The sequence below is a fragment of the Desulfoluna butyratoxydans genome, assembly GCF_900699765.1.
GTDB lineage: Bacteria > Desulfobacterota > Desulfobacteria > Desulfobacterales > Desulfolunaceae > Desulfoluna > Desulfoluna butyratoxydans.
This window is the reverse complement of the sequence record NZ_CAADHO010000001.1, coordinates 248,102-261,471: the sequence shown is the minus strand read 5'-3', so window position 1 is coordinate 261,471 and position 13,370 is coordinate 248,102. Positions and strand designations below refer to the sequence as shown.

General features: G+C 56.5%; 13 protein-coding genes. 6 read left to right on the top strand and 7 right to left on the bottom strand.

Annotated features, from left to right (window positions below):
- Nucleotides 1–22 precede the first annotated feature (22 nt).
- Both MSL71_RS01240 and MSL71_RS01235 read left to right on the top strand, forming a co-directional pair.
- Nucleotides 23–505, top strand: coding sequence for a DUF6115 domain-containing protein (locus MSL71_RS01240; protein WP_180136860.1), 483 nt, complete (start codon nt 23–25; stop codon nt 503–505).
- Between the two features lie 68 nt (nt 506–573).
- Nucleotides 574–945, top strand: a complete 372-nt coding sequence (locus MSL71_RS01235) for a VOC family protein (RefSeq protein WP_180136859.1) — start codon at nt 574–576, stop codon at nt 943–945.
- Here MSL71_RS01235 and MSL71_RS01230 read toward each other — a convergent pair.
- Both MSL71_RS01230 and MSL71_RS01225 read right to left on the bottom strand, forming a co-directional pair.
- Nucleotides 942–1,430: a flavodoxin family protein gene (locus MSL71_RS01230; protein ID WP_180136858.1), complete on the bottom strand. Its 489-nt coding sequence runs from the start codon at nt 1,428–1,430 to the stop codon at nt 942–944. The genes MSL71_RS01235 and MSL71_RS01230 overlap by 4 nt on opposite strands.
- Nucleotides 1,431–1,600: 170 nt before the next feature.
- A complete protein-coding gene (locus MSL71_RS01225; RefSeq protein ID WP_180136857.1) occupies nt 1,601–2,062 on the bottom strand; it encodes an Lrp/AsnC family transcriptional regulator in 462 nt (153 codons plus the stop codon).
- A 552-nt stretch (nt 2,063–2,614) separates the two neighbouring features.
- Between MSL71_RS01225 and MSL71_RS01220 the strand changes: the two genes are divergently transcribed.
- Nucleotides 2,615–3,805 carry a glycine C-acetyltransferase gene (locus MSL71_RS01220; protein WP_180136856.1) on the top strand — a complete coding sequence of 397 codons (1,191 nt, stop codon included), beginning with the start codon at nt 2,615–2,617 and terminating at the stop codon, nt 3,803–3,805.
- Between the two features lie 215 nt (nt 3,806–4,020).
- Nucleotides 4,021–5,058 (top strand): L-threonine 3-dehydrogenase, encoded by a 1,038-nt coding sequence (tdh, locus tag MSL71_RS01215; protein ID WP_246317681.1) that lies wholly within the window; start codon nt 4,021–4,023, stop codon nt 5,056–5,058.
- 55 nt (nt 5,059–5,113) lie between these two features.
- Here tdh and MSL71_RS01210 read toward each other — a convergent pair whose 3' ends face one another.
- From MSL71_RS01210 to MSL71_RS01200, 3 genes are all read right to left on the bottom strand, one after another.
- Nucleotides 5,114–7,222 carry a TonB-dependent receptor gene (locus tag MSL71_RS01210; protein ID WP_218950917.1) on the bottom strand — a complete coding sequence of 703 codons (2,109 nt, stop codon included), beginning with the start codon at nt 7,220–7,222 and terminating at the stop codon, nt 5,114–5,116.
- A gap of 15 nt (nt 7,223–7,237) precedes the next feature.
- Complete coding sequence (locus MSL71_RS01205) at nt 7,238–8,260, bottom strand: methyltransferase family protein (protein WP_180136855.1); 1,023 nt, start codon at nt 8,258–8,260, stop codon at nt 7,238–7,240.
- A gap of 156 nt (nt 8,261–8,416) precedes the next feature.
- Nucleotides 8,417–9,421, bottom strand: a complete 1,005-nt coding sequence (locus tag MSL71_RS01200; protein ID WP_180136854.1) for an AraC family transcriptional regulator — start codon at nt 9,419–9,421, stop codon at nt 8,417–8,419.
- A gap of 117 nt (nt 9,422–9,538) precedes the next feature.
- Here MSL71_RS01200 and MSL71_RS01195 point away from each other — a divergent pair, with 117 nt between their 5' ends.
- Complete coding sequence (locus tag MSL71_RS01195) at nt 9,539–10,063, top strand: lipocalin family protein (RefSeq protein ID WP_180136853.1); 525 nt, start codon at nt 9,539–9,541, stop codon at nt 10,061–10,063.
- Nucleotides 10,064–10,311: 248 nt separating this feature from the next.
- Here MSL71_RS01195 and MSL71_RS01190 read toward each other — a convergent pair whose 3' ends face one another.
- A complete protein-coding gene (locus MSL71_RS01190; RefSeq protein ID WP_180136852.1) occupies nt 10,312–10,782 on the bottom strand; it encodes a pyridoxamine 5'-phosphate oxidase family protein in 471 nt (156 codons plus the stop codon).
- Between the two features lie 14 nt (nt 10,783–10,796).
- On the bottom strand, nt 10,797–11,378 hold the full coding sequence (locus tag MSL71_RS01185) for a TetR/AcrR family transcriptional regulator (protein ID WP_180136851.1): 582 nt from the start codon (nt 11,376–11,378) through the stop codon (nt 10,797–10,799).
- A gap of 422 nt (nt 11,379–11,800) precedes the next feature.
- Between MSL71_RS01185 and MSL71_RS01180 the strand changes: the two genes are divergently transcribed.
- Nucleotides 11,801–13,321 carry a DUF1254 domain-containing protein gene (locus MSL71_RS01180; RefSeq protein ID WP_180136850.1) on the top strand — a complete coding sequence of 507 codons (1,521 nt, stop codon included), beginning with the start codon at nt 11,801–11,803 and terminating at the stop codon, nt 13,319–13,321.
- Nucleotides 13,322–13,370: the final 49 nt, after the last annotated feature.

Below are 13,370 nucleotides of genomic sequence, written 5' to 3'. Positions count from 1 at the left end.
TTCAGGAGAGGGGGACACGTCCATGACTCTGTATACGATGCTGGCATTTCTGCTCTTCGGCCTTGGTACCGCCTGTCTGGCTCTTGCCCTGTCCGAATTGATCCAGACCCGACGCACACGACAACGCCTGGAGGCTGAGTCCGTGCGTGCGGCCCACACCCGGGTGCTCTCCCTGCTGGAACCCGTCCTCTCCGAGGCCAAGGCCGTGGCCGACGCCTTTGACGGGCATGTGGCCGAAAAACGCCTTATTGTCACCGAACTGAACCAGAGCCTTGAAAAACGCATTGCCTCGCTGAAATTGCACCTGAACCGAGCCGATGCCCTCATGGCCCGTCAACAGCAAACCGCCGCCGAAGAGGAGAACGCCGAGCAGCGCATCTCCGAATCCCGCCAGAGAATCGTTCAGCTTGCCGCCAAGGGCCTGTCTGTGGACGAGATCGCCGAGCGCCTTACCCTGCCCAAAGGGGAGGTGGCCCTGGTGGTGGGACTCCGGGGCGGCAGGTAGGGCCGCGGGAGGCCACAACAGACTGAAGCGTCTCTTTTGAGGGATGGATTGATGCAAAAGGGTTTTTCATGCAGATAGCGTTTGTAACCGTTGGAACCGACGACATGGATGCCTCGGTGAACTTCTACACCGAGGCCCTTGATTTTCAGCTGAGCAGTCGCCTGACCCCGTCCCCCGGGGTGGAGCTGGCCTTTTTGACAGACCCTTCGGGCGTCAAGGTGGAACTTATCAAGCGGGCCACCGACCCTCCTGTGACCAATGCCGCCTGTTCGGTCTCTCTGACCTTCCACGTGGACGACATCGAGGCCACCCACGCCCGGCTTCTGGAGAAAGGAGCGCCGGGACTTGAGAACCCCAAAACCCTGCCCGGCGGATTGCGGCTGCTGCTGGCCAAAGACCCCAACGGCGTGGTGCTTGGGTTTATCGAGGAAACAGGTTAACCCGGGTATTTCCTTTCCATGTCCTGGGCAAACGCCTCCACCCTGTCCTGGGTGATGCCGTGTTCTTCACCGTTTTGAACGCAGAGCAGGGCCGGATTCTTTGCCATGGCAAGGCCGCTGAATTTTTTCCCGGCCCTGATATTCCCCTTGCCCGCGAAGGTGCAGAAGAATCCTGTGGCCGATTCCTTGGTGAGAGGGGCATTTCGGGTGAGCCAGGTGCGGACTGCAGGGGCAAGGTTTCCGTACCACACCGGGGTACCGATGATGATCCGGTCGTAATCCGCCGGATCGTGGGCAGGTTCGCTGATGACGGTCTGCCTCTGAAGCAGGGCGTCTAAGCCCCCCATAAGATTTCCGAAAAAGCCACTCCGATCCTTCAGGTCAAAGACCTCCTCCGTGTCACAGTTCAGCCGCGCCCGGATTGTTTCTGCCAGTGCCTTGGTGGTTCCGGTTCTTGAGTAAAAGACGAGTAATGTTTTTCGCATGTTCTTTGCCCGGTATCTGGTTGTTTCAGGCTGCCACTCAGCCTGGGAATGTCTCTGTTAATTCCTTATCAGATAAGCCGGTGCACGTCATGCGCGGAATAAGCAGGATCCTGCGGAAAAAGCGAAAAGCGGCAGGCGTTCCGGCTGATGGCATGGCTGGGCAGGGGCCATTAATCGGAGATGCTGGCCCATTTATTGATGGCCTCAAGAAAGACAAAGCTCTCTGTTCCCCTCACCCCGCTGACAGTGGCAAGGTCTTCGATGAGGAATTGCCTGAGTTCGCTCCGAGAGTCCACGAAGACCTCGATGACAAGGTCGTACCGGCCGGTGACGTTGTTGACGGACTGAACGCCCTTAAAACGTGAGATCTGTTCCATCACCTCTTTGTTGGCCGGCTCTTCGAGGTTGAGGCCGATCTGGGCCATGATGCAGTTCTCGAAAAAGAGCGGGTCCACCGACGCGCTTATTTTCAGGTAGTTGTTCCTGATCATTTTTTCTACGCGGAGCCTCACCGTACCGTCCGATACCCCAAGCTCCCTTGCGATGTTCTTGTACGATTCGCGTCCGTTTTTCTGCAATGCCTTGATGATGGCCCTGTCGATGTGGTCCGTCTGAAAACTTCGCTCTGACATATGGTTTGTTCCTTGGTTCTGGTGGAAGGGAGAAACATCGGGCAACACGGTCGCCGTTTCGGTCCATGCCTTCGGAGTGTGCAACGCCTCTGCCGCCTGATGAATATACCTTGATTACCCCACGAAGATATCGCTGCACAACTCTTTTTGTTACCCCTGGACTTCCTTTTTTCATACGGGCCGGCTCCGTTTTGTACGGCTGTGGCCCCTCTTGTGCTGGTCACTTCTGGTATCGGTACCACATGCAGGGTTGATGGGTTGGGTTGTTCGAAAATAGAGGTATGCGAAATTAATTGGCGTAAAATTCATTATTATGGATTTTTTGCCAGCAAATTTTGCGCGATGAGAAGTTTTGAGGGTAAAATTCAATTGACAACCCACCGGGAGTGTGTTTTGACAATAATCAGGCGATGATGGACCGATAACGGGGGCTCCAGCTTTCCATGGGGCCGGTACAGGGCCCTTTCTGTTTAACCGGGTGGGCATCATCACAAGCCTTCGATGCGAGAAGGGGCCCGTTTTATTTGCCTCAACCAACCATGGGGGTATGTTATGAAAACGGAATTGCTTACACACCTTGCCAAAGAGACCGAGGCCCTGAAGGCTGCCGGGCTTTACAAAGAGGAGCGCGTCATCACCTCTCAGCAGCAGGCTGAGATCAGTGTAAAGGGACCCCGAGAGGTCATTAACCTGTGCGCCAACAATTACCTGGGCCTCTCCAACAACCAGACGCTCATCGATGCGGCCCACGCCTCCCTGGACCGCTACGGGTTCGGCATGAGCTCTGTTCGGTTTATCTGTGGCACCCTGAATATTCATAAAGAGCTGGAGGCTGCCTTAAGCGAGTTCCTGGGCATGGAGGATACCATCCTCTACAGCTCCTGCTTTGACGCCAACGGCGGTCTCTTCGAGACCCTGCTGGGGCCGGAGGACGCCATCATCAGCGATGCCCTCAACCACGCCAGCATCATCGACGGGGTGCGCCTCAGCAAGGCCAAACGGTTCCGGTACGCCAACAACGACATGGAAGATTTGGAAGCCCAGCTCAAAGCCGCTCAAGGGTCACGCTTTGTCCTCATCGCAACGGACGGGGTTTTTTCCATGGACGGGACCATCGCAGACCTCGCCTCCATCTGCGACCTGGCCGATGCCTACGGGGCCTATGTCATGGTGGATGACTCCCATGCCGTGGGCTTCACCGGCGAGACAGGCAGGGGTACCCACGAGCTTTGCGGCGTCATGGGCCGGGTGGATATCATCACCGGTACCCTGGGCAAGGCCCTGGGGGGCGCCTCCGGTGGATACACCTCGGGCAAAAAAGAGGTCATCGACTGGCTTCGGCAACGCTCCCGCCCTTATCTCTTCTCCAATACCCTGGCTCCTGTGGTCACCGCCACCTCCATCGCCGTCCTTGACCTTTTGAAATCCAGCTCCGAGCTCATCGATACCCTCAAAGCAAACACCCGCTATTTCCGGGCCGCCCTGGAGGAGGCCGGTTTTGACCTCGTCCCCGGAAACCACCCCATCATCCCTGTGATGCTCGGAGACGCCGCCCTGGCCAAAGAGATGGCCACCCGCCTCCTTGCCGAAGGCATCTACGTCATCGGGTTCAGCTTTCCGGTGGTTCCCAAGGGCAAGGCACGGATCCGGACCCAGATGTCCGCAGGCCTCACCAAAGCCCATCTCGATAAGGCCATCGCCGCTTTTGTAAACGTGGGCAAAGCGTTGCATATCATTGAATAAAAAAGCCTCCGGTGGCAAGGTGTGCCACCTTGAAAGCTGGTTACGAATGCGCTTTGCCCCTCGTTCCTCGGGTCAAATCACATCCGTATTTATGTTGGCGCAAACTTAAAATATAGCTTTGGGGTCTGTTTGTTAAACTTTTCAAAAGTTTAGCCCCCGGCAGGGCCGCCGGAGGCTTTTTTCCCATAACCCGACCACAGTAGATGAGGTGAGCGATGGAGACAATGAAGGCGTTAAGCAAGGCAAAGCCCGAAGCCGGGATCTGGATGGAAGAGGTCGAGGTTCCCAGGCCCGGTCACAACGACATCCTGATCAAGGTGAAGAAAACCGCCATCTGCGGCACCGACATCCATATCTACAACTGGGACGAGTGGTCGCAAAAGACGGTGCCGGCCCCTATGGTCATCGGCCATGAGTTCGTGGGGGAGATCGTGGAGGTGGGAAGCGAGGTGGAGGGCTACAAGGTGGGGGACCGGGTGTCTGCCGAGGGGCACATCACCTGCGGCTACTGCCGGAACTGCAAGGCGGGAAAGCGGCATCTCTGCCGCAACACCGAAGGCATCGGCGTGAACCGCACCGGCTGCTTTGCCGAGTACATTGCCGTGCCCGCGGTAAACGCGTTCCGGATTCCCCATGGCATCAGCGATGAGACCGCCTCCATCCTCGATCCCCTGGGCAACGCCACCCACACGGCCCTCTCCTTTGACCTGGTGGGTGAGGATGTGCTCATCACCGGGGCCGGGCCCATCGGCATCATGGCCGTTGCCATCGCCCGGCACGCCGGGGCACGCCATGTGGTCATCAGCGACGTAAACGACTATCGCCTGGATCTGGCCCGGAAAATGGGAGCCACACGGGCCGTGAACGTCTCCGAAAGCAATGGGTCCATCCCAGGCACAATCACCGAGCTGGGCATGAGCGAGGGCTTTGACGTGGGCCTTGAAATGTCGGGCAACCCCCAGGCGTTCCGTGACATGCTCGATGCCCTGAATTTCGGGGGCCACATCGCCCTTCTGGGCATCCAGCCCCCGGAGACCGCCGTGGACTGGTCCCAGATCATCTTCAAAGGCCTCAAGCTCAAAGGGATCTACGGCCGGGAGATGTTTGAGACCTGGTACAAGATGAGCAGCATGCTCCAGAGCGGCCTGGATATCTCTCCGGTCATCACCCACCGCTTCGGCATCGACGACTTCCAGAAAGGCTTTGATGTCATGCGCTCGGGAGAGTCCGGGAAGGTCATTCTGGAGTGGTAGCCGCCGGGTGAACCCGCTTTCAAGGTGGCTCACCTTGAAAGCGGCGGGTCGCTGCTTAAAATCGAGCCCTGAAGGTGACCCCTGCGGTGAGGGGATCGCCGGACTGCCCCACGGGGTCAGACCCGGGAAACTCAAAGGCTACCACGCGGTAGTCGGTATCCAGAAGGTTTTTCGCCCAGAAGACAATGTCGTACCGTTCGCTTTCCAAGCCCATGCTGAGGTTGACGAGTTTATAGTCCTCCTCTTTGATGGTGTTGGCGGTGTCCCAGTAAAAGGAGCCGGTGCCGTTGAGTTCAGAGCGCGTAAAGGCGTCCCAGGTGTGGTTGATGGGGCGTCTGTAGGTGAGGGCCAGGTTGTAGGTGTACGAGGGGGCCATCATGGCTTCGTTTCCCGTATAGTCGGCACCGGAGACATTGTCTTTGTAGTCCTTGAATTCGGCATCGGTATACCCGAATCCGGCGTCCAGGGTCAGGCCCGGGGCCAGCAGGGCACTGGATTCCACCTCAACCCCCATGCTTCGTGACTCTCCCACATTTCGGATCACCGTGTCGGCCGAGGGCAGGAGCTGGACCACCTGCTGATCCTTCAACTCAATGTAAAAAAGGGACGCGTTAACGGTGAAGCGGTTATCAAACCAGCTGGATTTGACGCCGGTCTCGTAGTTCCAGCTGAACTCGCTGTCAAAGGTAAGGTCTTTGGGGTCAAGGTGGGAGGTGTTGAACCCTCCGCTTCGATAGCCCTTTGATACGCCGACATAGGTCATGAGACCCGGTGTCCATCTGTAATCAAGCTGCAGCTTTGGCAGCCATGCATCCTGCGTGTCCGACGCATCGACGCTGCTGTCCATCAGGGTGGTGCCACCTGAGGTGGTATCCATGATGTGGTCTATTTTACTTTTTTCGTGGTCATACCGAAGGCCTGCCGTGACGGAAAGGTGCTCTGTTGCCCGGAGTGTGGCCTGGCCAAAGAGATCGGTGCCCGTTGTGGTGACATTGGAGTCCGTGAGCCGACGGACAGGTCCGGGGACAGGGTACATGCCCGGGGCAAAATCGAGGGCCATCAGGTGGTCTTTGTCTTTTTTGTATCCGTAAAAACCAGCCAGCCATTTCACACGTGCGTTTTCTTCATCCCTGGATGCCAGTCGGAGTTCCTGGGAGAACTCCTTGTCGTCGATGGTTTCATGGGACGTGATCATGGGGTAGGTCGTGAAGTCCTGATCGTTTGATGCCTCGTCCTCGTAGTCTCGATACGCCGAGACGGACGTGAGGTCAAACCAGGGCAGCTGCCAGGCCACCTTCAGGTGGGTGGCGGTGCTGTCCCGGTTGTACTTGCCCTCACGGTCAAAGGCCACCTTGGAGGAGTCCGTGTCAAGGTCCTTGAGCTTGGCCAGGGGGAAGGCCCCGTCCCGAAGCTGCTCCGCATTGAAACCCAGGGAGACATCCAGGGTGTCGCTGGGCAGCCAGCGAAGAAATCCCCTGCCGTTGAGCGACCTGCGGCTGTCCACATCCTTATCCAGAAAACTGTTTTCAAAGTAACCGTCACGTGACTCGCCCCCTGCGCTCAGCCCCAGAAACAGTCGATCTTTTACCAGCGGTGTCCGCAGATAGGCATGACCCCGATTCAGGTTGTAGTTGCCCAGGGTGTATTCCAGGCCGGCGTGGGTTTCGTTGTCCGGCTTTCGGGTGATGATGTTGATGACACCGGCAAGGGAGTTGCGTCCGTAGAGGGTCCCCTGGGGGCCACGAAGCACTTCGATGCGCTCAATGTCAAAGAGCTGGGTGTCAAAGCTTCGGGCATCCATGTAGCCCACATCGTCCACGTAAAACCCCAGGGCGGGCTCGTTGTTCACCGATCCGATGCCCCGGATAAAGGCATAGGAGGTACCCCGGATTCCCCAGTTGGCGATGTAGAGGTTGGGGACCAGCCGGGACATTCCCTGGATGTCGGAAAGGCCTGCGTCTTGAATGTCATTTTCAGACAGGGCCGTGATGCTGACCGGAATATCCTGAACGTTTTCCCGGCGCTTTTCGGCGGTCACCACCATGGCTTCAAGCTGCGTTTTTTCTTCAGCGCCACTTTCGGCCCGGGCCATGACCGTTCCTGCCTGACAGGTCAGAGCCAGGATCACCAGGGCGTGAAGGGCATATTTTAAAGAATGCTTCATCTGTGTCTCCTTGGGCTACGCTTTTCGGGCAATATCAAGTTCCATCTTGCCGATGGGGGTTTCCATGGTTTGGGATTGAACATGGCGGAAACCGGCCCGAAGGGCGGCATCGGCGATCTCTCCCTGGTCGAAGCAGTAATCCAGATCCATCATCATGCAGGGAATAATGGCCCCGAGCATGGTATCGGGCCGGGTCTGCTCGTGGGTGAGACCATCCTGAAAGCTGACGAAATATCCGCCCGGGTTCAGGGCCTGGTGGATTTTCGAGAGCATGTGGTCCATGCGTCCCCGGGCAAAGTTCAGGGTGGCACTGGCGAAGATGAGATCGTAGCCCCGACCCAGGTCGTCGGTGAGATAATCCCCGGGTCGATAAGAGATCCTGTCCTGGGCGTCAAATGATTCGATGAGGGGCTTTGCCGCTTCAAGGACGCCCTTGCGGTCCATGAGTACCCCGGACATTCCCGGGTTCTGCTCCAGGAGATAGAGGGCAAAGACGCCGTGGCCGCACCCCATGTCCATGAAGGTTTTGAGGTGCTCAAAGCCGGGCAGTCCGGCAATGCGGGTTGCAACCCTGCTTCCCACACCACCCAAAACCCACCCGGAGGACGCCTTGACCTCTTCGGCCCAGAGGGTTTCATCGGTCATGTCCATGGGGGATGGGTGGGCTTCCGGCCCTTTGGCGACAAGTGCCTTCAATGCTTCTAAGGGGTTCATGTCGGGGTTTTGTGTCTGTGTGAGAAGGGGGCCGATAAACTGGGGCGAGTGGCTGACCAGAAAGGTGTTCGCCAAGGGGGTGTTTCGGTAGCTCCCCTCTTTTTTCTCCAGGAGCTCCAGGATGGTAAGGCCATCTAATAGCCTGCGGGTGTTGGTGGGATGGGTGTTCAGCTGATGGGCAACGGATTCCGGTGATGCGTGAGCACTCAGCAGATCAAAGATAGAGAGCTCAAGGGCCATGTTGAGGAAGGCTGCCTTAAGGGGACCCATGGCAAGATTGTAGAGGGGACGATAGCTTACATGTGTGTGTGGAAGAGACTCCATGTGATTCCTTTCATTATGATACGAGAGAGATTTTGTTTTATTCTGCCGAAAAAAGTGCGGGCAGACTAACACCTCTGGAACGTATGGTGTCATTTGCTGAATTTGTCGGATTTCGCGATCATGTATGGGGCGTTGAGGGATGGAGAGTCAGGGGCCTTATGGCTGGGGGCCTTGGGGAAGGGAGATGGTCTGTCGGGCCATGACCTGCTTGAGGTAAAGGCTGGGCTGGATGCCGAAATGGTTGAGAAACGCTTTGGCAAAGTGGCTGGGACTGCTGAACCCTGTGGCATAGGCAATTTCACAGAGATTCATCTCTCCGGACTCGATGAGGGTGCGGCTGCGGTTCAAGCGGTACCTTCGCAGGTATCCGAACACGGTTGTGCCGTATACCTCCTTGAACCCGCGGTTCAGCTTCGTGTGATTCATTCCGGCTGTTTTGGCCAGTTCTGCCAGGGTGGGAGGGTTTTCAAGGTTGCGGGACAGATGGGTTCGGGCTTTTTGGATCCGGTCGAGTTCTTTGGGGGTAAACGGTGCCGCCCCCTTGCCAAAGGAAGGGGGGGCCGAGGCGTCAAGTTGCATGGCAATGAGATCAAGGGCCCGGCTTTCGTAGAACATTTTTTTGCCCACTCCTTTGTAAGGGCAATGGAGGAGTTGGGATGCGGCAACGGTCATGGCGGGGTCTGCGGGGATGGTTTTGAAACAATGGGGAAAAGAACCCTGATCCATGGCCTGGTCAAATTCCGGGTACCCCGGTGTCTCCCCGGGTGCTTCAAGGTAGTCTCGGAAAAAAGCGGGGGTTACGTGAAGGGCCACCATGCGAATGGGGAGGTCTGCCGCAAATGTCATGGTGGCCTGTGAGCGTGGGAAGGCAGAGGCGACTCCCAGGCCCGGATGCCCTGTGAAACAGAGTTCTCCTTTATCATGGTTGACTGTGTAGTGCGTGTGGCCGGAAAGATGAAAGGAAAATTCAAAGGGCACCTCACCGGTCTCCATGGTAAGGGAGCCGGGCTGAAGGGGTTTTCCTTCCACAAGGATGAGATCAAGGCCCCGGCGTAACTTAACGCGTTGAAGGGTCATGCCTTCGGGAAGGGCCGGTTCCTTTTCCGAGGTATGGTGTTGTTCCGGTGGGGACAGGGAGATGTGGGTGTTACGGCGTGTCATTGTGTGCTGCCAAATTAAATTGTATTAGACTAACTTTTTTTGAATGGAGCAGAGTTTAGCCATGTGAAAGGGATCTGTCAAGGCCAATCCATGGACCCTCAGGGGAAAGGAATCGACATGAAAAAGCTTGGTTGGGTGTGTGCTCTGTTGCTTACTCTGACCGGATGCCTGGGTGTCCCTGAGCCGGTGGAGCCTGTCCAGGGATTTGACCTCCAGAGGTATCTGGGGACATGGTATGAGATTGCCCGGTTGGACCACTCCTTTGAGCGGGGAATGGAGCAGGTCACCGCAGAGTATGCCATGCGTGAGGACGGCGGTGTCCATGTGAAAAACCGTGGTTTTCTGCCGGATAAAAACCAGTGGCGAGAAGCCGAAGGCAAGGCTTTTTTGGTGGGCAGGCCCAGCGAGGGGTATTTGAAGGTTTCGTTTTTCGGGCCGTTCTACGGCTCCTACGTGATCTTTCACCTGGACAAAGAGAACTATGGGTACGCCTTTGTCTGTGGCCCTGATACCTCGTACCTCTGGCTGCTTTCTCGGCACCCGACGGTTGACGAGGAGGTGCTCAAAGCGTTTGTATCAACGTCAAAGGCCCTCGGCTTCAACACGGATGAGTTGATTTATGTGAACCATGCATCAAAGTAATAGGGACGCTTTGCCGAGGCCCGGCGTCTCTGTCCTATCCCGGATATTTCATGAGAAAACAATCAGTCAAAGGGAAACTGCCAGTATTTCAGGTGTACACAATGAAAATGCTGGCTATTTTGAAAATGCAAAATGTAAATCGACGTTTGCTGTTTGATTTTCTCACCCTTCGGGCGAGCCAAGTGCACTTCTCTTCTGCGTTATCAGAGCTTTGAATATGGGTGCACTCGACCCGTGAAATATCCGGGCTATGCTGGGTTCATTTTTCCCAGCTCCACAGGCTCGATACGAATCACCGTAAACTCCCGCAGCTCACCCATGTGTTTCCACAGGATGTCATGCCCTTTGAGGCGCCGAAACAGGCGAACCTTATCAAGCCAGGCCCGGCGCTCTTCATCTGTTGCCGGGCGACGAACTCCGGCTTCGCAGACCAGGCGTATGGCAGGCTGGCTTTTGAATCGTCCCCTCCACAAAGCGCCCAACCAGAATGCGAAACCCGGGGCCACGGCCATGATGCTCATGCGTGGATCCTGATCCAGGTTGCGTCTCATGCTGTCAGGGAATTTTTCCAAGTAGTACCCTTGCTTTTCTCCGGTGAAAAGAACGGACCCGATGGGAGAGACGCGGGGACTGCCGTCCGGGTCCACCGTTGCGATGGCTGTGTGGGTGACTTTGCCGAAAAGGGATACGACGTCCGACCAGGGGATTTCAGGTTTCATGGTTTCCTCCGTTTTCAGGTGCCGGGTGCAGGCAGGCGATACAGTTCGTTTTTCACCAGATTGATGAGTGCGTCACGTTCGTCTCCGGCAATGGCAGGCGCCACCATGCGCGTGCCCACAAAAAGGGAATACCCGATACGGGACAGGAGGCGCGCCCTCCTGGCATCACCGGAGACTTCCAAAAAGATGTCGAAGAGATACTCCATCCGCATGGCATCGACCCGCTCCAGAAATCGCAGGGCCATGGCATCCCGCTGTGCCCATGCCCGAATGCTTGTTTCAGGGCCATGGGGCAGGTTGTTGGAGCTTTCCACAATGGCATCGAAGCGCGCAACAGCGTTGTCCGCGGTGTTTGCCAGCCGCATGTTCTCGACGGTCCAGTTTTCCACCCAATGCTCCAGCATGCGCTCCAGGTAGTCGTTTCGGCCTTTAAAATGGTGATAAAATGACCCCTTGGTGACATGCAGGGTGTTGCAGAGGGCATCAATGGTCAATTGCTGGATGCTGTGCTCCGCAAGGAGGTTAAGCCCGGCGTCCAGCAACTCAACGGCGCTGCGCCTGGCCTTTTTCTTCTCTTTGTCCTGTGGGTTGCTCAAAGCCGCTCTCCTTTTATTAAATACCATACGGTATGGTATGTTTGCATGGGGGTTTGCTGAGAGTCAAGGGTAAGTGAAGCGTATTTTTGAAATAAGGCGGGGGGGAGCAGCCATGAGTATACCGAAAACCCGAGGGGCAGGAAACAGCATCGCATAACAGGGGCCACCCTTTTTATGGCCAGTGTTTCCCTGGAACGAAGGGACAGATTGCGCTGGACTCTGTGAATGTGCCTGTGAGATACTTGCTGAGTGTATCTGCCTTGAATTAATGATAAACCCTTCTGGGTTTGTCCCCCCCCCCCCCCATGCCGCCCGTCACAACCTCGCCTTACCATGCTTAATCTCACTGGTATGACCGTGTTCCCAAGGGCGACGGGAAAGGAAAAAACGACCCATAACCCCATGAATCAAGGAGAAACGTCATGAGCACGAAGTTGCCGGTTTTCGCCTTGTTGTTTTTTTGTACCATGGTTGGGCTGCCCTCGGACGGGCAGGCTGCCATGAAGATGACCACCGAGGTGCCCGCAGGCATTTCCACGCCGGACAAGCTGGAGACCTCCATCGGGGTGCTCACCGGTTTTGATGGGGTTCCCGATGCGCCCACGATCCAAAAGGTCTACGACCAGCTTGATCTCCAGCGTGCAACCCAGGCCTTTCTGGCCACCATTCCCATTGCCTCGATGTATGCCATGGAAAAGGGGCTTCTGGCATTCGGACCGGCAAACAGCACGGCTCTTCTCTTCGAGGACCTCATGGATTCCAAGGCGCTCTGGCTGACCCCGAACACCGTGTCGGTCTACATGGCGGCCTGGATGGAGCTTGGCGAGGAGCCCATGGTCATTGAGACACCACCCAATGTGCTGGGGTTCATTAACGATGCCTGGTTTCACTATGTCGTGGATTTCGGCAACGCGGGCCCGGACAAGGGTGAGGGCGGAAAACTGCTCATCGTACCGCCCGGTTACAGGGATGATGTGCCGAACGGGTATCATGTGGTACGGACAGACACATACGGGCATTGGGTGATATGGCGGGGGTTTCAGGTGGACGGTTCGCCCAAACCGGCTGTGGATGCAACCAGAAAGGTGTTTCGGATCTATCCCCTTTCAAAAAAGGACAACCCTCCGGAGATGGCATTCGTGAATGTATCCGGTACCTATCATAACACCATCCACAGCATGGATTTTCATTTCTGGGAGGAGATCGACGCTCAGATTCAGGCCGAACCCGTGCAAGGGCTTGACCCTGAAATCCGTGGGCTCCTGGCCTCCATCGGCATTGAAAAGGGAAAAGAGTTCGCACCGGACGAGCGCATGAAGAACATTCTCACCGATGCCGCCAAGATCGGTTCGGTGACGGCGCGGGCCCTTACGGCCGTGCCTCGGGATCAACGTCATTACCTTTATCCGGGAGAGCGTGTCTGGACAAACCCCTTTATCAAGGGACGCTACGATTTTCTTTTGGATGGTGCCCGGTTGCTGGACTCCCGGGTCTACATGCATTTTTATGCCACGGGGATCACCCCTGCCATGGCAAAAAGGAATGTGGGCAAGGGCTCGCAGTACGCCATTGCCTATCGCGACAAGGACGGCAACGCCCTTGACGGAAGCAAGACATACAAGATCAACCTTCCCAAAGACGTACCGGCCAAGAACTTCTGGTCCTTCACCCTCTATGACAACCAGACCCGCTCCATGCTTCAGACCGATCAACGTTTTCCCGGCATCGACAACCTTCGGAAGGGCCTGAAGCAGCGCAAGGACGGATCATACGATATCTACTTCAGCCCGAAGCCGCCCAAAGGCCAGGAGAATAACTGGATCCAGACCGTACCGGGCAAGGGGTGGAACACGATTTTGCGTCTCTATGGCCCCCTGGAGTCGTTTTACGACAAAACCTGGAAGCCCGGAGATCCTGAACTGGTTGAGTCATCAAGCCTGTAACGGTCCCATGGTGCCCCGGTGGGCCGTGGGGTCTTTACAGGCGGCAGCC

Bases quoted from the DNA above. Each gene is read 5' to 3' on its own strand.
- MSL71_RS01240 (WP_180136860.1), top strand. From the start codon at position 23: ATGACTCTGTATACGATGCTGGCATTTCTGCTCTTCGGCCTTGGTACC.
- MSL71_RS01235 (WP_180136859.1), top strand. From the start codon at position 574: ATGCAGATAGCGTTTGTAACCGTTGGAACCGACGACATGGATGCCTCG.
- MSL71_RS01230 (WP_180136858.1), bottom strand. From the start codon at position 1,430: ATGCGAAAAACATTACTCGTCTTTTACTCAAGAACCGGAACCACCAAG.
- MSL71_RS01225 (WP_180136857.1), bottom strand. From the start codon at position 2,062: ATGTCAGAGCGAAGTTTTCAGACGGACCACATCGACAGGGCCATCATC.
- MSL71_RS01220 (WP_180136856.1), top strand. From the start codon at position 2,615: ATGAAAACGGAATTGCTTACACACCTTGCCAAAGAGACCGAGGCCCTG.
- tdh (WP_246317681.1), top strand. From the start codon at position 4,021: ATGGAGACAATGAAGGCGTTAAGCAAGGCAAAGCCCGAAGCCGGGATC.
- MSL71_RS01210 (WP_218950917.1), bottom strand. From the start codon at position 7,222: ATGAAGCATTCTTTAAAATATGCCCTTCACGCCCTGGTGATCCTGGCT.
- MSL71_RS01205 (WP_180136855.1), bottom strand. From the start codon at position 8,260: ATGGAGTCTCTTCCACACACACATGTAAGCTATCGTCCCCTCTACAAT.
- MSL71_RS01200 (WP_180136854.1), bottom strand. From the start codon at position 9,421: ATGACACGCCGTAACACCCACATCTCCCTGTCCCCACCGGAACAACAC.
- MSL71_RS01195 (WP_180136853.1), top strand. From the start codon at position 9,539: ATGAAAAAGCTTGGTTGGGTGTGTGCTCTGTTGCTTACTCTGACCGGA.
- MSL71_RS01190 (WP_180136852.1), bottom strand. From the start codon at position 10,782: ATGAAACCTGAAATCCCCTGGTCGGACGTCGTATCCCTTTTCGGCAAA.
- MSL71_RS01180 (WP_180136850.1), top strand. From the start codon at position 11,801: ATGAGCACGAAGTTGCCGGTTTTCGCCTTGTTGTTTTTTTGTACCATG.